This window comes from Pseudoalteromonas citrea (genome assembly GCF_000238375.3).
GTDB classification, from domain to species: Bacteria; Pseudomonadota; Gammaproteobacteria; order Enterobacterales; family Alteromonadaceae; genus Pseudoalteromonas; species Pseudoalteromonas citrea.
In genome coordinates this window covers 170,591-192,735 of sequence record NZ_AHBZ03000021.1, presented here as the reverse complement: position 1 = coordinate 192,735, position 22,145 = coordinate 170,591, and the positions used below count along the sequence as shown (strand labels likewise).

General features: G+C 39.6%; 17 protein-coding genes. 5 read left to right on the top strand and 12 right to left on the bottom strand.

Features of this window, described 5'->3' with window-relative positions; translation table 11 throughout:
- Positions 1-514 precede the first annotated feature (514 nt).
- On the top strand, positions 515-1,543 hold the full coding sequence (locus PCIT_RS12755; RefSeq protein WP_273542011.1) for an acyltransferase family protein: 1,029 nt from the start codon (positions 515-517) through the stop codon (positions 1,541-1,543).
- 788 nt (positions 1,544-2,331) lie between these two features.
- Here the strand turns inward: PCIT_RS12755 and PCIT_RS12750 are convergent.
- Positions 2,332-3,525 (bottom strand): alginate lyase family protein, encoded by a 1,194-nt coding sequence (locus tag PCIT_RS12750; RefSeq protein WP_010364014.1) that lies wholly within the window; start codon positions 3,523-3,525, stop codon positions 2,332-2,334.
- Between the two features lie 607 nt (positions 3,526-4,132).
- Between PCIT_RS12750 and PCIT_RS12745 the strand changes: the two genes are divergently transcribed.
- The gene (locus PCIT_RS12745) at positions 4,133-4,702 is read left to right on the top strand and encodes a GNAT family N-acetyltransferase (RefSeq protein WP_010364012.1); all 570 of its coding nucleotides are present in this window, start codon (positions 4,133-4,135) and stop codon (positions 4,700-4,702) included.
- 20 nt (positions 4,703-4,722) lie between these two features.
- On the opposite strand, the gene PCIT_RS12740 is transcribed toward PCIT_RS12745, so the two are convergent.
- The 3 genes from PCIT_RS12740 to PCIT_RS12730 are packed head-to-tail and all read right to left on the bottom strand — an operon-like array spanning position 4,723 to position 8,815.
- Positions 4,723-5,772: a lipocalin-like domain-containing protein gene (locus tag PCIT_RS12740; RefSeq protein WP_010364010.1), complete on the bottom strand. Its 1,050-nt coding sequence runs from the start codon at positions 5,770-5,772 to the stop codon at positions 4,723-4,725.
- 3 nt (positions 5,773-5,775) lie between these two features.
- Positions 5,776-8,166 carry an FtsX-like permease family protein gene (locus tag PCIT_RS12735; protein WP_010364007.1) on the bottom strand — a complete coding sequence of 797 codons (2,391 nt, stop codon included), beginning with the start codon at positions 8,164-8,166 and terminating at the stop codon, positions 5,776-5,778.
- On the bottom strand, positions 8,159-8,815 hold the full coding sequence (locus PCIT_RS12730) for an ABC transporter ATP-binding protein (protein ID WP_010364005.1): 657 nt from the start codon (positions 8,813-8,815) through the stop codon (positions 8,159-8,161). Before PCIT_RS12730 ends, PCIT_RS12735 begins: the two co-directional genes overlap by 8 nt.
- Before the next feature lie 247 nt (positions 8,816-9,062).
- On the opposite strand from PCIT_RS12730, the gene PCIT_RS12725 reads away from it, so the two are divergent.
- Positions 9,063-9,845 carry a hypothetical protein gene (locus PCIT_RS12725; RefSeq protein WP_010364003.1) on the top strand — a complete coding sequence of 261 codons (783 nt, stop codon included), beginning with the start codon at positions 9,063-9,065 and terminating at the stop codon, positions 9,843-9,845.
- A 101-nt stretch (positions 9,846-9,946) separates the two neighbouring features.
- Here PCIT_RS12725 and PCIT_RS12720 read toward each other — a convergent pair whose 3' ends face one another.
- From PCIT_RS12720 to PCIT_RS12700, 5 genes are all read right to left on the bottom strand, one after another.
- Positions 9,947-11,527, bottom strand: a complete 1,581-nt coding sequence (locus PCIT_RS12720; RefSeq protein WP_040696434.1) for an alkaline phosphatase D family protein — start codon at positions 11,525-11,527, stop codon at positions 9,947-9,949.
- 174 nt (positions 11,528-11,701) lie between these two features.
- Positions 11,702-12,604, bottom strand: coding sequence for a protein translocase subunit SecF (gene secF, locus PCIT_RS12715; protein ID WP_010363999.1), 903 nt, complete (start codon positions 12,602-12,604; stop codon positions 11,702-11,704).
- On the bottom strand, positions 12,597-14,435 hold the full coding sequence (gene secD / locus PCIT_RS12710; RefSeq protein ID WP_010363997.1) for a protein translocase subunit SecD: 1,839 nt from the start codon (positions 14,433-14,435) through the stop codon (positions 12,597-12,599). Before secD ends, secF begins: the two co-directional genes overlap by 8 nt.
- A 73-nt stretch (positions 14,436-14,508) precedes the next feature.
- A complete protein-coding gene (locus tag PCIT_RS12705; RefSeq protein WP_157592771.1) occupies positions 14,509-14,961 on the bottom strand; it encodes a hypothetical protein in 453 nt (150 codons plus the stop codon).
- A 493-nt stretch (positions 14,962-15,454) separates the two neighbouring features.
- On the bottom strand, positions 15,455-16,348 hold the full coding sequence (locus tag PCIT_RS12700) for a LysR family transcriptional regulator (RefSeq protein WP_010363993.1): 894 nt from the start codon (positions 16,346-16,348) through the stop codon (positions 15,455-15,457).
- A gap of 37 nt (positions 16,349-16,385) precedes the next feature.
- Here PCIT_RS12700 and PCIT_RS12695 point away from each other — a divergent pair, with 37 nt between their 5' ends.
- On the top strand, positions 16,386-17,330 hold the full coding sequence (locus tag PCIT_RS12695; RefSeq protein ID WP_238348023.1) for an MBL fold metallo-hydrolase: 945 nt from the start codon (positions 16,386-16,388) through the stop codon (positions 17,328-17,330).
- Between the two features lie 345 nt (positions 17,331-17,675).
- Positions 17,676-18,536 carry a TolB-like translocation protein gene (locus tag PCIT_RS12690; RefSeq protein ID WP_010363989.1) on the top strand — a complete coding sequence of 287 codons (861 nt, stop codon included), beginning with the start codon at positions 17,676-17,678 and terminating at the stop codon, positions 18,534-18,536.
- A 244-nt stretch (positions 18,537-18,780) separates the two neighbouring features.
- On the opposite strand, the gene PCIT_RS12685 is transcribed toward PCIT_RS12690, so the two are convergent.
- From PCIT_RS12685 to PCIT_RS12675, 3 genes are read right to left on the bottom strand one after another with little or no spacing between them, the layout of a single operon-like run.
- On the bottom strand, positions 18,781-19,983 hold the full coding sequence (locus PCIT_RS12685; RefSeq protein WP_010363986.1) for an ABC transporter permease: 1,203 nt from the start codon (positions 19,981-19,983) through the stop codon (positions 18,781-18,783).
- Positions 19,984-19,993: 10 nt separating this feature from the next.
- The gene (locus PCIT_RS12680; protein WP_010363984.1) at positions 19,994-21,310 is read right to left on the bottom strand and encodes an ABC transporter permease; all 1,317 of its coding nucleotides are present in this window, start codon (positions 21,308-21,310) and stop codon (positions 19,994-19,996) included.
- A 12-nt stretch (positions 21,311-21,322) separates the two neighbouring features.
- Positions 21,323-22,009 carry an ABC transporter ATP-binding protein gene (locus PCIT_RS12675; protein WP_010363982.1) on the bottom strand — a complete coding sequence of 229 codons (687 nt, stop codon included), beginning with the start codon at positions 22,007-22,009 and terminating at the stop codon, positions 21,323-21,325.
- Positions 22,010-22,145 lie beyond the last annotated feature (136 nt).

The window sequence follows — 22,145 nt, the reverse complement described above, 5'->3', positions numbered from 1 at the left end:
CTTAAAACTAATCAGTTTAATAACCAACATACAGAAACGATTATTAAAGTGTGGGCAATAAATAAAATAATCGGGCTATGCATGCCCAAATATCAGCAACACAGTTAACACTGAGAAATTTTGATCATCAGGGCTCTCTGGCGAGAAGTGCGCGCCACTTTCAGCAGCTGCCTTCCTCTTCTACACCCTTGTATGAATGTCGCACTTATTATCTAAATTTTTGATTAAGAAAAATACAGCCTTTTTACCAAAGTAAAACCACGAAAACCCGTTGTTAATATTAAACAAATAAATATAAAGTCAAATGTTAATTAAAAGCGAAGTTGAAGTAGGTTGTTGAATGTAAATAGGGTTTGAGATAAAATTGACGTGCTAATAAAAAATAAATTAAAATGATAAGTTATATAGGAATGCTAGCTGTCAGTATTATTATTTAATCATTGACATCGAAAAGGAAAAATAGAAATTCCATGAATAAAATATATTCTTTACAAATACTTCGGGCCTTTGCTGGTTGGTTGTTTATCACCATTATATGCAGATATTCTATAACTTTGAGTCTAAGACGCTTATTGGAAGCATTGTATCAACGCGTGGAAGCTTTGGTGTAGATTTATTCTTTATTTTAAGTGGTCTAGTCATGTATCTAGTTGCAAAAAACACAGGCACGACTGCTACCAGTTTTTTTGTAAAAAGAGTTACAAGGGTTATTCCTGCTTATTGGTTCTATACATCTATTTTGATAGTGCTTTTGTTTTTATACCCTGAAGAGCTTTGGTTGACAAGTTTCAATGGAGAAACTTTAATTAAATCATACTTTTTGGTTCCTTCACAAAATCCATCTGGTATAGGAATCTTTCCAGTGTTAACAGTTGGATGGACCTTAATTCTTGAAATGGTATTCTACACTATATTAGCTATTAGTATTGGCTTGTCCAAAAAACACTCAATATTAATTTGCTCTTTCATTGTTGTTTTTCTATCTTTATCCTTCCCTGAAGGAAACATATATTCGACAGTTTTAGGTGGCTCTCAAATTTGTCAGTTTTTATTCGGATTTGCAATTGGTTTTTATTTTAAAAGTGATGGGTTTCAAAAAATAAACCGCTTGTTTTCTTCATATATGCAAGCATTGGTATTACTTAGTGTTTGCTTAATCTTACTTTCTGGAGTTTTAGGGTTTGGGTTAGTACAAAAGACTATTGCTGCTAGCTGCATTGTCTTGTCTTGTCTTGTATTAGATTCAAAAATATCATATTCAAGCTGGATTGCTAAGTTTCTGATCAAGTCTGGGGATTATTCCTATTCAATATATCTAAGTCATGTATTAGTGTTAGGTTTTCTACTTCACTTAGCTGGGAACGATTTTAATATTTTTCAGGAGGTTGGCATTCTTTTAACTCTAACGGTTATAATTCATTATGTTTCTTCTTTTAGTTATAAGTATATAGAAAATGGTTCGTTCTCTCGGTTTTTAAAGCGAATTTTTATCCATAATAATACAGTTAAAAATATGAAAGTTAATGTTGTAAACAAGTGGTAAATTTGGGCGGCATATGTGGCATACTGCCAGTATGCCAAACAAAATAACCCTAATGGGGTAGAATATACTACCTCATTTTTAACTTGGTCGCTGCCACTATTTTACGTTTCCTTCACTTGCAATAGATCGCGTCTCTGACATATACCAGGATCCAACTGTTATTTCAATGCGCCTAATTAGCTTTGAACTCCTCCTAATTTGAATAGCTAAAAACTGTTTATCTATCATGTTATTACTGGGTTTTATATAGTCAGGTTTAGCATTTTTTCATCTAACTATAGCGAACAATGATAGGCGGTGACAGGTACTCTTAACACCCAATCAGGTTAGTTTTCCTTCTGTCTTAATAGTTGCCTGCTAATCTAATTTGATGTTTAAACATTACCTTGAGATTTATTGTATGAACTTAGAGAGCGGTATATTCATTTTTAATTAATATCAAAAAATGCCATTAGTCTGTTGAGGAAGCATGTAAAAAGTACGGAGTTGATAAATGTAACAGATGAAGACATTAACCTTGCTGAATTAACAATCACTCTATAAAATTTTAAGGGCTCAAACGGTCATCAGTTATTTCAAAAAACTGCAATGGCCGTTTGATATTAGAGAGTGTTGCACTTCAGTGTTGAATTCGGGAATATGTTACTTACGGGAAACATATAGTGAGGCTCTCTAATTTCGAGCTAAGCGCACAATGTAAGATAAGAACAATTATTTAGTAAACTACGCTATTAAAAATTACTAGCACACCATAATAAAGAGTCAAAATAAAGTGGTTTACGAAAATTTTACTTTTCATCTTGATTTTCTGTAAATGGTATTATGCAAGGGAAGTTACTTAATTGTGCATGAGAATACGGATAGTATAAATTCAAATTATAACTGGAGCAGAAATTTATGTGTTCAATTTTACCTTTTTCGTTTCCAGTGATTAATTTTGACAAACTTACCTCAGAGCCTCTTAGTCTATTTATATGTTCCCTTTCATTATCATCAACATTAAAATGCTGCTCTAAGTTATATAAATAGTAAAGTGGATACATATTGTACAAAGAGTAACTAACAGGATTATAACGCCTCATTTCAAGGGGTTGAAGTCCATCTTCACCTATCTGTTTACTAAGTCGATTAGCTAAATTGTGTTCAATAATAGAAATCGTAACATCTTGTTTATTAACAGAGAGCGCGATGTAGCATAGCAAAACGTCAACCCATGATCCTCTATTGTTTTCTCTCATGATTTCATTTAAGCCACTAGAAGATGTTAAGATCCAATCGGCAAACTCTATTAGCCATGACATTACTCCCTCATCGACCTCATAATTTACTTCATATTTTAATATAACCAAGGCATCTAATAATAAAATTATCCACCGAGAGTCAATTATCCCATAACCACGCTTGGCTCCCTTCCATGGTTTTATTTGCGCGTATTTCATATTTGGAGACATTCTGGTTTTCTGTTCAACAAACCAAATATTCAATTGTTCATGAATGTATTCTATATAGTGCTTCTCTTTATACTTAGCTGAGGCGAGTGCTAATAAATGCACTCTTGCGCATAGTTGAGCTAATTTAGGTTTGTCGGATTGGTTAGCTAGAAATGGGTTAGAGCGACTATCTTTGTATGATGGCTTAACAGAGCTTTTACTTAACGGGTTTTCTTCCGTTTCACACCAGTAATAAGGAGCAAAGGAAATGTAGTCATTACTATTGATACCAAACGTATCTAAATTTTTTTTAGTAATATCTAAATATGGCTTTTTAATGATTTTATCAGCTTCTGAAGCTAGCCAGCTTAAATCTACCGAACCTAATTTTTTGCTATAATTTTTTGCTATACTTTGAAAATATGAATGAGAAAAACAGTCTTGTAGATTATCTATTTCAGATAAAGATGCACGGCATGATTTACGATAGTTAAATAGGCCTCTTTTTAAAGAGTAATCATGGTACAGATTCTTTAAAGTTAATAAGTTCAATTTTGTCCTGTTAGTGTTTAGTAATTGATAAGTAATCTAAAAATATTTTTCACACTTGGCTTGTGCAATGAAGTTTTTAGATTTTTAAAATATAAATAGCACTAAAAAATCAAATACAATTCACTTTATATGTCAGTTATTTTTTATATATTAAAAATACCAAAGTTGTACCTTTTGTGCAAACTTTTAAGGCGTTCTTCTTGTCACATCATGAAAAAGCTAGTTTTTATAGGTGTAAATTTATTATGAGACAATATAGTTAAGCCTGAACCCAGGTAATAAATGCGAAATTTATAGTGAGAAATAGAAGAGGGGAAAACCCCTGAAAGGGTTACGACCTTATCGGCAAAGAAACAAGTAGTTTTTTTGTATAGGCTATTTTCTCAGTTAAACACCTGCATAATGGTTTTTTTGCCGGGACCTTCTTATAGCAACTGTGGGTGTGATAAGCTCCGCCACTGTGACTCTGTGTATACTCCTACGCAAAGGGTTGATCAAATCTGTCAGGGTGTTTTATGAAAAGAACTCCCAAATTCTTGTAGTTCAAAAACGTATAAAATAACACCGAGTTTACTGGTGACTCACATATTCTTTTTAAGAGGTATAAGTGCAAACGCCCATTCCAGAGTTAATAACCGAGAACCTGATCATCACTGTGCTTAAGCCAGCTGATTTTCATCTTTTAGCGGCATATGAACATAACAACCGCGCTCATTTATCAAAGTGGGAACCTATTAGAGCGTCAGGCTATTTTACTGATGATTCAGTTAAAATACGTATTGAATCAGGTATGCATAACTTTGTATCAGGTTCTGCAATTCCGTTTGTTGGGCTTGATAAATCTCGTTCAAAGATTGTTTGTATTTGTACTTTTTCCAATATTGTTCAAGGCGTTTTTCAAGCTTGTCATTTAGGGTACTCAATTAATGTGCAAGATGAAGGGAAAGGGTACATGTTTGAGATGTTAGAAGCTGCCATTGACTATGTGTTTACTCACTTAGATTTGCACCGAGTGATGGCAAATTATATGCCTGAAAATACGCGTAGTGAAAGGTTATTAATGCGACTTGGTTTTGAGAAGGAAGGCGTTGCCAAGTCATACTTGAAAATCGCGGGTTGTTGGCAAGATCATGTTTTAACGTCGAAAATAAACCCGAATCATCTGGGTGCATCGTAATTGATTCGGGTTAACTGAGGTCAATACCCGACTAACTCAGCATAGCCGGTTCCATTGAACCCGCCTGAGGCTTTTACACGGCCTTCCCAATATCGTATTGATAGTTTATTTAAAGCGTTTTTTGTGATGGATTCAATAAATACAGGTTCAGTATTGGGCAATTCAACTTTCCACCGGCTTGGATATTGTGCGCCATCGAGCGTGATCTGTTCTACTACACGCAAGCTGATGTCATGTTGTGGGATCTGGGTTGTTTGACCATTCTCGGCAATACGGGTGCCGCTACAGTAGTCATAATTTTGCTGAGCATCACGAATACAAAAAAGCATCAGCCCTTCATTAGGTGAGTTGTCACTGGCTAAGCTAAACCAATCCCAGCCTAGTTGGTTTTTATCAATTAGACTGGCTGACCACTCTCTGTCGTACCAAGCATTCCCTGATACTGAGTATGTTTTACCGTTAAAAGTCACGGTGCCGTTGGTTTTAAGAAAAGGGTAGCTAAAATAGTAAGAAGCATGTCCGCTGTTGGTTTTTTGGCTATATCCATTGTCACCATGCAAGGTAAGTGGACTATTATTCAGTGAAACATCAACCGCGTATTCCCCCTGTTTTGCGGTCATTTTTAAAGGTAAAAAGTTTGATTCTGCACTTTTCAGCGACCAGTCATCTAAATATGCCTCGAATGGACTTGCTGTGATATTAGCTTGGCCAACTCGAGCGAAGCGTTCAAAGGCCACATGAGATTGTTCATGTTGTAGCGCAAAATGTGCAAAGTACAGTTGATTGTCCCACCAAGTGGATTTAATGGGGAGGGGCATCTGGGTTCGAAATAGTGTCCATTGTACGCCAAATGTTTCACCTGTAGTGGCTGTAAGGTTTGCGGTTACATACCACCACTCGATACCTTGTTCTAAATGAGGCCCATGATCTTGTGGCAAGATCACCCCTCGATTTCTGTCCACCGGCTTGCCACTGACAGATTGTACTGCGTCGATGTTTGGTCTTTGGGGTGCCGGTTCACAGCCTAATAGCAGTAAAATCGACAGGAGTATAAATGCATATTTGGTCATTGTTTATTGTCCTTTGCCATGTAAACGGGCTGTCAGATTTTTAATGGGCAGATAGGCGCACAGTACAGCGGCAACGAGCAATAACATACAAGTACTGAGCAGGGCAGGTACGTCTAAATAAAAATGAATCGTCCAACCAAATGCTATAGGCATGACAAATTTTAAGAGTGCCATTCCTAGTGCGAGCCCCAACGGAATCGCAAATAAGCAGGTAAAACCAACCAGCAGAGTCGTTTGTACGAGTTTGAGTGTGTGCAATTGCATAGTATCAACACCCAAACTATTTAACACTGCAAGTTGTTTTGAATGCTGGGTGCTTAAGCTCAATAAACTGATGCAAAGGCTTACCAGTGCAATGGCTAAAATAAATCCGTTTAATACTTTGGTGACTTTAAAGGTGTCATTAAATAGCCTTGTCGCAATTTGTTTGAAGCGTTTGTTTTCGGTGATGCTGGTGTTATCAATTTGATATTGGTCAATGAGTCGTTCTGTGAGCTTATCAACTGAGATTGTGTCATTTAAAGTAATCGACAAACCATAGACTTGCCAATGCAATGGGCTGGTTTTAATCGTTGCTTCTTGTGTGATAAGACTTAACGCAGTGTTACCATAATCATATGAAAAAGCCGATATTCTGCACTCAAAGGTATGCTGATTCTGCTTGAATGTCACTCTATCATCAAGCTGATAGCCATACTTAATCGCCGCTTGTTCATTGGCTATGCAGCCACCATTGACAAAATGAGACGGTGCAACAGCGTCACCAGAGGTGAGGTTTATGTGAGAAAAGGCTAAATGCCCTTGACCAAAACTTGCCAGAGTTGTTGGTACATTATTTAAGTAGCCATCACCTGCCATATAGATGCCAACACGTTTTATATCAGGGTCAGTGTTTAGTCGTGTCCGAAGCGCTGGATCATACTTATCAACATGAATGTACACGTCTGCACTTAGCTGTTTTTCAAGGTGTGCATTGAGTGTGTGGCTGAAGCTTTTTACCATGATCTGCATACCAATTGCACTGCCAAGTGCCACGAGTATCGCTACAATGGCGATGCGTAACTCTGTGAGCTGGAACTTACTGTCTGCGTACAACCATTGCCATAAAGGGTTTAAAAAAGGGTTATTTAAACTGAGCAGGCCTTGTAAGCATTTGGGGGTGAACATGACAAAAATAAGTAAAACAAAAAAGCACAGTAGCAGCGCATCAAACTCCGATTGTGCATTAAAATAAAGGTAGATAAGCGCCAAACTGGCGGTCGCTAGAACTGAATTAAATAAGGCATTTCTGGGACTTTTTAGGGCTTTTTTTTGTGTTAGCAGCATCAGTGCCAGTGTGGTGATATTAACCAGAAAACCGAGCACTAATGTTTGCCACTGCCAGCTTAGTGTGAGTGCTTGATCTAACTGGTAAAGGCCCATAAGCGTGCGGTTAACATCCAGCACCAATGCATTGGCAATCGCAAACCCTATCACTGAGCCGAGTAACGCGGTTAAAAAGCTCAATAAGGTAAACTCAATGATGAGGGCTGCACGGATGGCCTGATGTGAGCAACCCAAAATATTAAATTGTGTGAGCAGTTTTTTTCGCCCTGCGACTGAAAGCTTAATGGCATTAAAGCTTAAAAAGGCTGCGACTATATAGCCCAGTAATGCCAGTGCAGCGAGATTAAAAAAGAATGCCTTAGAGAGTGCATCAAAATCTTGTGATTGTGCTGCGATCAGGCGAGCATCATTGGCTAAAATAGCTTCTACTTGTGGCACTTGTGCTGCGGTCAAACCAACAAACTCAATAAGACTAATTTGGCCATTCGCATTAAGGAGTTGATCAGCGAATGCAATATCCGTGAGTGACCATAAGCCAATGTTGTCAACTAAGCTATAACGCGGCTTGTACAGGTTGTTTGCTAATTGGAGCTTTTTGGTTTCTGGGTTAAGCGCTAATTTTTGCGCATGCTTACTGTCAATCATAATGGAATCAAATGCAAAGCCTGTTGCACCTTCGCTATTAGATTGACTGGTGTTTGTAGGCACAGAGTTTGTTATCCAAATAAGGCTATCTATGCCTTGCAGATACAACGTTTTACCTGATGCCAGTGATAACTTCCCCCGAAGCACTGGTTGGGCGTTGGTAAAGCCATGTTGACGCAGCGTTACCCATATATCGCCTGCCATATAGTCTTGTCCAATGGGGGGTTTTATTATGTGGCTCACTGCGGAATCAATAAGGGCTGAAGAGTGCTGATGGCGGTCTTTTGCTTCTTGGTTGAGTGTTGCAATCGCGGTTAAGAGGGCACTGCCCAAACTGAGGCCTACAACAAACAAAAGAAGTAACCAAGGGTGATGCCTAAAATATGCGAAATGTGTTGCTAAAATGAGCTTAATTTCAGTCATTGAACTGCCCATTGGCGAGTACTTTCACACTATCAAAGTAGCGGGTTAATTGCTGTGAGTGGGTGACCATAATGAGGTTGATTTTTCGCTGTTTACATAACGAGGTCAGCATTTCTACGACTTGATGAGAGCGTGACTGATCTAAGTTACCCGTCGGTTCATCCGCTAAAATAAGCTTAGGCTGGTTAAGCAGAGCCCGTGCAATGCCTACACGTTGCTGTTCTCCCCCAGACAGTTGACTCGGTAACTTATTTAACTTGTTGGTTAGCCCCAGTTGCTCAACCAAATCATTCAGCTCTGAATGTGCTTTATTAGGGTTATTGAGCTTATGCTGGAACAGAATATTTTGTTTTACAGTGAGGCAATCTAATAATTGATAATGCTGAAATATGAGGCCTATTTTCCGGCGGTAATGTGCAAGTTGTTGCGCATTATAAGAAGAAATAAGTGCGTTATTCACTGTGATGTTGCCACTATTTGGACTGAGTAAACCGGCCAGTAAGTGCAATAGTGTGGTTTTACCTGAGCCGCTGTCGCCCAGTAAAGCCAACTGTTCTTGCGCCGCTATTTCAAAGCTTAGGTTATCAAATAGGGTTTGAAGTTGATCACCATCTTGTCGCCGAAAGCATAAATTAGTCACGCTTATCACTGTAATTCCTTATTACTCAGTGGTTTTGATCAGTTTATATTAAAAGTGACAATGAGAAAAAGAAAAGATTTGATGGCGGCATAAATCGTAGTTTTATCGCGCGCGAAGATAACTCGTATTCTTATGACTGTACGAAAAGCTATTTTAAGCTTAGGGGAAGTAAGGTCGACATGACATTATACCGGAACTGGCGATGTCACGTTTATATGGGTATGCTGTACCTTAATTTAACATTAAGGACAAACGAATGCTTAAAAGGTATTTACTCATACTATTTATATTCTCTGCATCAACATATGCAAAAAGCTTCAAGACAGAGCACTTCACGATTGAATATGATGAAAATGTACCGTTGGGTGTTGTTGAGCAGCTTGCGTCACGCGTGAGTGAAAATAGAAATGTCATATTGGGGTATTTAAATCAATCTAAACAGTATAAAGGTACTCCGATAAAAGAGGGAGTGATTGTTTATGTGTCGAAAAAACATCGGATCCCCTATCAGTATTTAAATACCATACATATCCCTGAAAAGAGGGTACTGTCAGCCTTTTTAAAAGGCCATTCTGACAAAAATGGAATGGCGATTATTCACGAATTAGTACATGTGTATGCCGTGAGTGCGTTTCGAAAGCAAAAGAAAAAGGGCTACGGAGGTCGATTCTTCGATGATGGTTTGGCTGTGTTTTTACAACACCGTTTTGGTGAGGCACCTGGATACCCTGATTTTGGTAAAGACTTGTATCGAGCGGTTGCAAAAGCATCAGTTAAATATGGTGGATTAATTCCATTGGCAGAAGCTGAAACGGTTAGAAATTCTTCAAAATCGGGTATAGGTAGACGTTTAGCCTACTTACAAGAGGGTGCCTTTACACAGTTTTTGATTGAGAATTACGGTTTGGATAGTTATTTTCGACTCTATTTTGGCGAAAACTTTTCCGCTGTGACTGGCAGAACGTTTGCAGAGCTTGAGCAGGATTGGATTTCACTAATCGGCAGATTTGATAATAAAAAAAGTGTTGAGAGGCACTAATTTTGGCCCTGTTCTAGAATTTTTAGGGCTTATTTTTATAAGGGATAATTCACAGTTTTTTTAGTAAAACGGCGGGTGTGATGATATACACCCGCATAATTCTATTTTATAAGCTTAGCTTCTCCGGCATTAACGTATAGCGTTTTGTCAATGAATGACTGGCTGTTTTTAAACCCAACAACGGGAACATGATGCCATTGTGAGGTTAAGCGCTCAGGGGTAATGTTCAGGGTGACAAACCCTCTATGCTTTAGATCCACATAGCGAATATGTGGGTTTTCTGGTTTGATAATTTTGCCAACATCACCAATGATTTGTTGTAAACCAGGTACTGGAATTGAGGGGGATGTGACAGAAGATGTGACAATCTCTACCGCCAGAGCCCCATCGTGAGTAAAGCGATTATATTGATGCCAGTCATATGGGTTTTTTGCGATATTGGCTGCCCATGATGAATGCACATCGCCTGTTAAAAAGATCACATTATCAATATTCCTTTGTTCGATGAAATCCAGTAGCCGCTCGCGTGCAGCGGGGTAACCATCCCAAGCGTCAGCATTAACGGGTTTACCCAACATTTGAATTTGCATCATTTGCACTTGCTGGCCAAGAAGGTGCCATGTAACCCCGTTATTTTTGGCATCGAGCATAGTGTCCTCAAGCCATTGCTCTTGCTCAAACCCAAGTAAGGTCCGCATTGGATCGAGGCGGGTATCGTCTTTTATATCTACTTGTTGATCACGACCAATATAGCGCGTATCGAGCATGTTTAGATGCAGTAATTGGCCAAATTCAAATGTGCGATAGGCTTTTTCTCGGCGACCATTTTGTGGTTCACGAATTGGCATCCACTCGTAGTAGGCTTGAATTGCTGCATTGGCTCTTGTTTGCCAATTGCCTTCATTCTCATTATGATTTTGGGCGCCGCCTCGCCATGTGTCGTTACTGAATTCATGATCATCCCAAATACAGATCATAGGATGCGTTTTGTGGAGTGTTTGTAAGTCGTTATCGGTTTTATAGGTTGCATGACGAAGTCGGTAGTCGGCTAAACTGACCATTTCATGTTTAGGTTCAACTAAGCGGCCCCAAAGAAAGGGATTACGGTATACGTCTTCATTACCATACTCATACAAGTAATCACCTAGATGCAGTACCGCATCTAAATCATCGATTTCTGCAATACGTGCGTAAACATTGAAATACCCATAACTAAAGTGCGAACACGATGTCATAGCAAGTTTTACATTTGACACATCGTATTGTGGTAACGTTTTTGTGCGGCCAATGGGAGATATAATCGGCTCGTCCAATTCTTCTATCACAAAACGATAATAGTAGTGACTATTTGACGAGAGCCCAGTCACGTCAATTTTAATGGTAAAGTCTCTTTTTTGACTGGTTTCAAAGACGCCCTCTTTAACAATATGATCGAATCTAGGAGTACGCGATATTTGCCAACGAACGGGCAGTTCTAAGTGATTGATGTCGACTACTTCAGATATTTCTTCAGGAATAGTGACTCGACTCCAAATAATCACTGCATCATGTAAGGGATCGCCACTGGCAACACCATGGCTAAAGGGGTTTGTTTTAAAAGTACATCCTGACAAGGTTACGCTCATTGGCATAACAGTCAGTAACGTAGATCCTTTTAAAAAACTTCGACGTGAGATAGACATAAGTAATTACTCTAAAAATATGGAACGCTAGATTTAACCCTATAAAAGTTACAATAAAGTTAATTTTTTGTGTTTGGTCGAGGTTTTATGAACCCAGTAATGGGGAAGTAACATATTGAAATTGAGTAATTGAACGATTTTTTAGAAAACCATCCAATTACTCTACATAGAGGCTTAAGGCTCAGCGAGTCGCCTCTTTACTTCATCACTGTCGTGATTTTGATAGTTTTCGAAGCCTAGCCCCATAAACTCAGGTAAGGTCGCACTGATAAACACAGAAGAGAGGGTACCCGCAGTTAACCCTATCAAAAGGGCCGTGGCAAACCCATTAAGCGCTTCCCCCCCGAGTAACCAAATGGCGAGTACCGTCGCTAACGTTGTGAATGACGTAATTAATGTGCGCCTCAGCGTACTTTGCAGTGCTTCATTAATAGAGTGACTCACGAGTTGGTGTGGCTTAGCACGGATCAACTCGCGAATACGGTCACCAATGATGATACTGTCGTTGAGTGAGTAGCCAACAATGGCTAATAATGCCGCCAATACAGTAAGGTCAAAGGTGATATTTAGAAAACTTAATAGAGTAACTGTTAGGAGTATATCGTGAAACAGTGCCACCATCGCTGCAACCGCCAGTCGCCATTCAAAGCGTATTATTAAATAAATAAGTATTGATATGATCGCAAATAAAGCTGCCAATGCACCACTGACTTTAAGCTCTTCGCCAACTTGCGCACCTAAAAACTTACTTTCGATGATAGTGGCATTAAAGTGAGACTCAAGTGCGGTTTGAAAAACGCTAACGTCATTCGCATGAACACTGGGTAAAAATAGTAATCGCCATTGGTGCGCGTGCATGTGACTCAACGTAAAAGTTTCATGAGTTAAATGCGCCAATTCATTCTTCAAATCAGCAATTTGAATGTTAGTTGGGAGTGTGAAGTCTAAGATATAGCCACCGGTAAAATCTAACCCAAGACTAATAGGGCTGATATAAAAGGTAATGATACTGGTAAAGAGCAAACATAGACTGAGTATAAAGCCTGCTTTACGCACAGGCTGCCAAAAATTATGCATGACGCGCTCCTTTTTTATTAACTTGCTGTTGTTTGGTTGCTTTGTTTTTATGAATAAAGAGTGGAGACAGGTATGACGAGACTAAAACGCCTGAAAATAGGCTGGTCAGTATTCCGAGGGCTAATGTGATTGCAAAGCCCTTTACTGGGCCATAGCCAACACTGAGCAACACCAGTGCGGTGATCATGGTTGTCAGGTTGGCATCAATAATACTCGACATAGCTTGGTCATACCCGCGCTTTAACGCCGTTATTGGTCGGGCACCTAATTTGATTTCATCACGCACGCGTTCAAAGATGATCACGTTAGTATCAACAGCCATACCAATAGTGAGTACCAGTCCTGCTATTCCAGGGAGCGTTAAAACGACACCGGGTAACAGCGACATCAAGCCTAATAAACTTACTAAGTTAATTAGCAAGGCGATAACCGCTACAGCTCCTAATCGACCGTAGCACATAAGCATAAATAAAAGGGTGACAGCTAGCCCGAGTTTTAGTGCATTAAAGCCGTTTGTGATATTTTGCTCTCCCAAGCTTGGGCCAATTGTTTGTTCCTCTACAATAGTAATAGGTGCTTGCAAAGATCCAGCGCTTAATACCATCGCCAGTTCTTGTGCTCGCTGCATTGTGCCTAAACCCGTGATGCTAAACTGGCGACTAAGTACTTGCTGAATGGTTGCAACTGAAATGACTTCTTGCTTTTTCACCACCTCTTGCGCTTTATTTGTATGGTATTCGCCATAGAGTGTAGACATGGGTTTACCGACATTCTTGCGAGAAAACTGGCGCATTTTTTCGCCCCCGACGGGGGATAACATAAGTTGCACCTGAGGTTGGCCTGACTCATCGCGACTCGCTTGTGCTGATTCAATATCGGATCCGGTAAAAATTGGTAGCGGGTTAAGTTTTACTGTGCCGCCATTTTTATAGTTAACCTGTTGCCCACCATGTGTTTTTAAGGCGTGAAAAGAAAGCTGAGCAGTAGCACCTATTAAACGCTTTGCCTCAGCAGGGTCTTGCACACCTGGCAGCTCTATACGTATATAATGTTTGCCTTGTCGCTGTGTCACAGCTTCGGTGATCCCAAGTTGTTCAATGCGAGAACGCAATGTACTAATTGCTTGATCTACCGCTTGAGTTGCCATTTCTTTTTGACTCGCTTCATCAAAGGTAAGTTGCCACTGAGCATGCATTTTATGATTTTGCTCTTGAATAAAGATGTTTGGGTAATCTTGCTTAAGTGCCTGTATTAGCGTTTTAAGGTTGTTGGACTGTGAATGTGCCGTGGTAATCGTGATGCTATGCTCAACAATTGGTCCTATTTTGATACCGCGAAGCTTATGCTCAATTCTATAGTTTTTTGCTACGACACGCAGTTTCTCAAGCCGTTCATCGAGGGCCTCGTCGGTTTCTACTTTTAGCACAAAAAGGACCCCGCCGTTTAAGTCTAAGCCTAACTTTAACGGAGCCAAGTTAAGCGATTGCAGCCATGCGGGCGTGGTTGCTTCACTGTGAACGGTAACATTATCGATCTCTAATTTATTTTGTAATAGTGCTTGGGCTTTTACGCTCAGTGTCGGGTTTTCTAGTAGTACCCGTATTTCCCTTGTTTTGTGCAAGGCAGATACTTCCTGAGCGGGTAATTCAGCCTGAGCTAATAGTTGAGTCACTTTGCTTGCCGATATATGGGAGCCATCAGCAGTTATTTTAATAATGGTATTGTTCGGGTATAAATTAGGCAATGCGCTGATTATCATCATACTAATGACAAGTACAAGTACCCATGGCGTCAAACTACGGTTTGATTTTTGGTTTAATAGATTTTTCATAATTCACTCATCTGTGTTGGCAAAACGGTGTTATGCCAAAAAATTTAAAAGGGTTTTTCAGAGATAAGTGAGATTAAGCGTGGTAAGTGAGGCGAGCTTTATAGACTAAATTTGCCGGTTTACAGGCATCAATAAAGCCGCGTGCAGGCCGAGAATTACATTGGTACCAAGGTTGCTTCAGCTGGTCAGGGCGTAAGCGATGTTCCCTTATGTACGTATCGGATGCAAGTTCAAAAACAAGAATAAATTCAGCTTGTTGTTTTGGATGCATAAAGCGCACTGCGGGTTGTTGGTAGGGTCTTTCAAAACCAAAAACTGAACCTGAGTCGTCAGAGGTAAAGTAATATGCATCAGGTTTTTGAGGCGCACTGACGTTAATGTTATAGACAGGTTTATTATAAGCGGCTTCACTTATTTGAACATGAGGTGTTTTTTGCGCATACACAACATCGTTTACAGATGAAAAACCATCCGTAAATAGTAGGTAGCAAACAACTAGAATGTTCAACAGCCTCAGTAACATCATAAGCTCAATTTAAAAGAGTAAAGCTTTAATCAGGGCATATAGTATGTTTTTCAAGGGTTAACACCCACGGTGCAGTATATATTTGTGCAGTATCGCAAAAAGAGAAGTGGTCAACTTGATTGTGTCTTAAAATAAAATCAAGAACTGAGACCCCGTTTGATTGGCGACAGTGAAATATCATTGAAAAAGTGGCGAAAATTAGCTCTAATGGCAAGATAAAAAGTACTGAGTAATGCAGGGATGGCTTAAGCGAAAAAGACAAGCCAATAATATGGGCTGAGACAAGTTACGGCATTAAAAGCAAATTCCCAATACCAACTCCTGCACATTGCGCAGGTAGCAGCTCAGTTTAACAAGCGATTATTCAGCACAAACGGCGTGCTGTATAAATACCAAATAGTCATGCCCAAAAGGAGCACATTGAGAATGGATGATCCAATAGTGTAGCAGTGGAGCAAGTCGCTTACGGCAAACATGTAATGAGGCTTATTACTTAAATATCCCATGTGTATTTCTTAAAGTACTCATCAAGAAAGTCAATAAAAGCTCTTACCGATGGTGCTAAAAATTTTCGTGAGGAGTAAAGTGCATAAATTTTCATGTCATTGGGTTGCCAATCAGGTAATACCTGAACTAAATCTCCTTTTTGAATCATTTTATTTGCCATATAGGTAGGTTGCAAAGAAAGACCTACACCGCATAAAGTCGCCTCAAGCAAGGCCGTTGCTTCATTGGCACTTAATTGGCCGCTAACGCTGATTGATTTGTGAACACTCCCCCGAGTTAAATGCCACACTTTATTTTCAAAATTGGCATAACTGAGACAATGTTGGTGAGAGAGGTCTTCTGGTCTTTCTATAGCAGGCATATTTGCTAAATAACTTTTATGAGCAACAATGACAGAGCGGCACAAGGCAATTGGTTTGCCTATTAATGATTCATCTGGGTTGGAAGCAATACGAATCGCTAAATCTATGCGGCTTTTAACTAAATCACTGTGTGTATCTTGCAAATCGATATCAAAACTGACTTGGGGATGTAATTTCATAAACTCGCTAATAGCTGCCATCAGTTGTGCATGAGCGAAGGAAACACTGGTTGCAATTCTGATAGAGCCGGTTAATACGTCACTAGGCTTAACATTAGCAACTAAAAGCTGGCCGGCATCAAGCCATGACTCTAAATCTAAAAGGCACTGCTCACCTAACGATGTTAAAGATACTCTCCTAGTGGTTCGATGAAGTAAACGCACACCAAACCAGCTTTCCAATGCTTCAACGTACCTTGTGACCATAGGCCTGGACATTGATAGTCTCTCAGCAGTCGCAGTAAAACTTCCTGAACGAGTTACATCAATAAATACTTCAGCAGCGGTGATCCTATCCATTTATATGCACGAATAATGAAATAATGAGGTTTATTATTTGCTATATATTTGTTCTAGTCAATTATTTATGATCGCTTTACCTAAAATGATGAATGACTTAAATAGAGATACAACTATGAACAAATTTATGCTTTTACTGACTTCCGTTTCTCTCGCCACTTCCGTATATGCTGAAAACAATGTTCCGCTATCGTTAAAGGTCTATAACGCAGACAGTAACAGTTTTCATGTCAACTCGACTTTAGTTTACGGCGATAGCGAAGCCGCAGTGATTGATGCCGGTTTCAGCAAAGCAGATGCGTTAAGAATTGCAGCTAATGTCCTAGATTCAGGAAAGGAGTTAACAACCATTTTTATCAGTCAGGCTGATCCTGATTATTATTTTGGTGCAGAAACACTGAAAAAGCTTTTCCCTGAAGCAAAAATTATTGCAACGCCTGCTGTAAAAAAAGTTATCGAAGAGAAAATGGCTAAAAAGATTGCTTATTGGGGGCCTAAAATGGGAGATAATGCGCCTAACAATTTGGTAACGCCTAGTGCTTATCAAAAGTTATCTTTTACTGTAGATGGGCACGCCATTGAAATTAAAGGTACAACAGGTCTACTAGCACATAGACCTTATTTATGGATACCGTCTCAACAGGCTATCGTAGGTGACATCGCTGTTTTTGGTGATTTACACGTATGGACTGCTGATGTTCAAGGTGAAGCCCAGTGGAATGCTTGGTTACAACAATTGGCTGAAATGAAAAAGCTATCGCCAAAGATCGTTGTACCTGGTCATATGAAAAAAGATACAAAACTAGATGCAGGCAATTTAGATTATACGAGCACTTATTTAACAACTTTTGATAAAGTTAAAAAGAATAGTCCTGATTCAAAAATGTTAATAAATAAGATGAACACGCTCTATCCCAACGCCCAGTTTCCTTTGTCATTAAATATTGGCGCTAAAGTTCATAAAGGTGAAATGAAATGGTAACAGTCCATTATTTTTAAGCCTTTGTATGGTTGCCTGACTTCATTGAATTACAACCGTTTTGGCGTTACTTCGCTTGCATAAACTTTTCAGCAACGTATAAACGCCTACCAAGCGGACCAAAGTAATTACCTACCATATATTCATCGCTACCCTACTGTTATATATGCTTATTTAATTAAATTGCACTATCTAAAGTAAAGTCAGGCAAAAGTCACCGGAACGTCAGGTATTTGAAAACTAGATGACATAGCTTAATCGTTCAATTAGTTCATTTATCTATTTAATCGCTGCAATTGGTTTCCAGAAGAGCGTGGATCATTTGTTGGTGTTAAATTAAGGCCTGTTATGAAGCGTACTTGTATTTCAACTTTTTTACTCTTATCGACATTAACAATGAGTGGGAACTGTTACAGTAAAAATGACTTACCAGCATTTAAGGATATATATTTAGGTCAAAAACCACCAGGTCTGACCCCTGAACCGTTTGCGCCCGATATGCTTGATAAAGGGTTTAGATCGGCTGCAGTGAGTTTTAGCCCTGACTTGAAAGAGTTGTACTTTAGAAGGAGGGGAGGCGAATATAAAAAGAATACGTTATGTGTTATTAAGTACAAAAATAATCAATGGATAGAGTCTGTTGTGCCTCCAAGGGCGGGGCAACCGTTTGTGTCTGTTGATGGAAATACTTTGCATTTAGGTAATATGTATCGGGAGCGCGTTTCTTCGGGTTGGGGGGAAGTAAAAAGCCTTGGCGTACTTTTTAAAGATCTACCGATTATGCGCTTAACGTCTTCGGCCACTGGTACTCATTATTTTGATGAGGCAACGGAAGTAGGGAATATCCGCTATTCAAAAGTGACTAATGGGAAACGTTCGGCACCGAAGTCAGTGAGTAAGGCAATAAACGCTGGTAAATGGACAGCTCATCCCTTTATTGCGCCAGATGAGTCTTATATTATTTGGGACAGTGAAAGAAAAGAAGGGCAGGGTGATAGTGATTTATATGTTTCTTTTCGACAGCAAAATGGAGCATGGGGACCTGCGATAAACCTTGGTAATAAGGTTAACACACAGCATCAAGAACAATATGGCAGTATTACACCTGACGGAAAATACTTCTTCTTTAATCGTTCATATGGTGGCGATAATGCAGATATCTATTGGGTGGATGCAGGCTTGATCAAAGCGTTAAAACCGAAATTTTAAACCTCTGAATCATAAGCGCTTATCTTAATTTAGCCGTGTCTACTGAAACCATTTCTTTAGGCGAAAGAAAGAGAGCGCGTTACAAAGTAAGCGTTAATTACCTTAGATATATTGAACGCCTATAACACGGAACGTGTAACGAAGGTTAGGTGGTATAGGCATTAACTAAGGCAATTTAACGCTTACTTACAGTGCCAATAAACAGCTTGCCCCGATGCTTTTTTGGCAATAGGGGCTTTGGCTATTAGCCTTTCGTTGTTATCGCAGGTGACACTTTAGCCGCTTGACTCACCGGGTATGCTACGGCTAATTGACCCAGTAATACAATCGCACCTGCACCGAATAGCAAAAAGTTTACAGGTACCGGAGTTATTGAAAGTAACTCTACAAATTGGTTATTGAGTATGATTGCGGCGAGTATCCCAATTACGACGCCTATTGTTGATATGATGGCATTTTCTAACATAAAGTAACCAACTACTTGAGATTTACTGGCCCCGAGCGCTCGGCGTGTGCCAATTTGTTTTATCCTTCGGTTGATTGTAAATTTAGCCTGCCCTAAAATCCCAAATAAGGTAATAATGGTTAAACCAATACAGACTGATGTTAGCAATTGGTTATTTGCAACATCAGCTTGATAGCTTCGCTTTTTTATTTCGCTGAGTGTCTCAATCGTTTCTATGCGTTTATTAGCATGTGTGAGCAGTACCTCGGGTATCGTTTTTATCACACTCTCCATCTGACCTGGTTCTACACGAATGACATAGCGTTGGCTATGGTTAGTTTCACGTACTGATGAAATCACCGTGTATTCAACCATACTCCACGAACTCCATGCATTTTGTAGTCGCTCTATTACGCCTATCACCTCATGAGGCTCTTTATTGAAATAGATACTTTTACCTAGTATTGCCCGCCAGTCATCTGGAGATATTTTTTCTGCTAAGGCTTTGGTAATAAGTATTTTAGCCGATTTATGTATTCCATTTAGCTCAGTTGTTTGTATATCTGAAGCTAAAAAACTTTCTCCCGCGACCAATCTTAGCCCTAAAGTGTCAATCACATCCTCGTTTGAACCAAAGTAGCCGCTAGATGCCACATATTCTTCGTCTGGGTCGAATCTAACATCTAAGTAAGAGCCCCAGCCTTCAAGTGGTAGTGCAGTCATAGGTGCTGCGTTTACAACGCCATAAATACTTTTTAACGCAATTAAGTCGTCTTCTAATTGATTGACTAGATCGCCTTGTTCGTCAGACAAATTGGTAATGACACTCAGAGTATTTGCTATATCGACACCAACAGGGCGGGCAATTATATCATTTCGATCAGAAATCATATAAATGGCATTCACCAGCACCATAAAGGTCACTGCAATTTGAAATGCCAATAGAATAGGGGCTGTTTTTTTCTTTTTAAATGTTTTTATGATAGGTAAAAAATCACGCATTTTTTATATCCTATAAGCTTTTCAGCTGGCTTGATGGCTGCATACGACTTGCTTTGGTGATTGGGTAAAGCCCAAATAGTAAACTCGAAACAACTGCCAACATCACAGTACTCATAAGGAGTTGGCTATTCATTTGCATCAAACCTGAATGTAAATAGTGATAGGTATTGGCTGCTGCCATGAGCCCAAGCTTTGCAAATAATAACCCAAGTAACCCACCCGCTAGGCCTATGACCGACAACTCAATTGCAAATTGTTTGATGATATCATTTTGACTTGCTCCAACAGCGCGGCGTAATCCAATTTCGCCCGCTTTGGCATCAAATTTAGCAATCATAAGGCTCATACAATTAAGTAAGCATACAAGTAAAAACAGAGCTGCTAGCCACACGGCCATTTTACTGTCATCGCTTACAATCTCTTCGTCGGTCAGGTACTCTTTTAACGGTAATAGCTTATTGAAAATACGGCGTGGGAATCGGCCCAGAGCTTGCTGCTCTTTCGCATGGTTATCAATAAATGCTTGATACTGGTCACGGTCTTGCGCATTGGAGAGTTCTACCCAAAAAATGATCCACATACACTCTGATGTGAGCAAAGCTGCAAAAGATTGATCGTCCGGCTCTTTCCAACAGTAATTACTTATCAATTTTAAAGTGAGGAATTCGTTTTTAATTTGTGTATTGAAGGGGATAAATACACCATTCGGTTTTTTAAACGCTGCATAAGATAGTTCATAGTACTTAGGGAGAGGGTTCCAATCATCTAGCACTCCAATGACTCGGTAAGTGTCTTTACCAAAGTAAAAGGTTCTACCAACAGAGTTTTCACCATTGAACAGCCAGCCGTTAGTTTCTTTAGATAAAACGGCTACTTGAGCTGCATCTTTGCCGTCTTGTTCGCTCCAGCCTCCGCCATGCAAAAAAGGCACTTCAAACATAGCAAAGAAGTCGCTGGTTGCTGTACGAACTTCTAAAGTTTGACGTTCTATACTTGGATTATCAATAGGGCCAATCTCCGTTTGAATAGCGCCTAGCGCAACGTGATTTTTTGGTATATCCGATTTTAGTAATGCTTGAACGTCTTGATATGCGATAGTGTTTGGCAAAATATCATTATCAGCGAACTCATAATTTAAACTATCAAGCTGAACTTGGTATAAGTTAGCACTTTTATTCGGGATTGGGTCTTTGGACATCATATAACTGATGGTGTAAGTGGTCATGGTTGCACCAATACCAATTGCTATCATTGCGACCATTAGCAAGGTTAACAGCGGTGTTTTGCGCAGGCTCAGTAGGGCAAGCTTGAAATAATAAAAATACATCCTTGATGACCCTTATGCTATGGCTTTTTGTTGTGTGTATTCAGATAAGTGTCCATCTTTGATTTGCACAATACGCTTTGCCTGAGCTGCTTGCTCATTATCATGAGTCACCATGATGATACTTGTACCGGCTGCATTGATATCTTTAAGTAACGACATGATGCCTTCTGCCATTTTTGAGTCGAGGTTACCGGTTGGCTCATCCGCTAAAATAACGGATGGGGTACCCGCTATGGCACGTGCGATGGCAATACGTTGCTGTTGGCCACCGGAAAGCTGGGTTGGGTAATGATCTTTTCTTCCCGCGAGCCCGACTTGCTCAAGTGCCTGCATAATACGTTTGTGTCGTTCTTCGCTATTAAACTTTCTGTAACGTAGCGGCATATCGACGTTATCGTAGAGGTTTAGTTCGGGAATGAGGTTAAAACTCTGAAATACAAATCCGATTTTTTCGTTTCGATAGGCTGATTTTTTCTTATCGGTAAATTGTGCCACATCTTTCCCGTCTAACTCATATAACCCGTCGGAATGCTCTTCGAGCAACCCTGCAATATTCAAAAAGGTTGTTTTACCTGAACCTGAAGGGCCGATGACACTGACAAATTCACCTTGCTCAATGGTAAGATCGAAGGGGTGTAACGCTTGCGTTTTTATTGCATCCGTGAGAAACGCCTTAGATAAACTCTTCATTTTTAACATTATTATTCCTTGTTATGGTAAAATACGCCCACCTAGCGCATATTTAAATAAGAAATCATCACTACTTTCCTCGGAAATACGGCTCTATTTTAATCGAGGTTTTAATAGTGACGTTTCAGCCCTCAAAGTGGCTAAA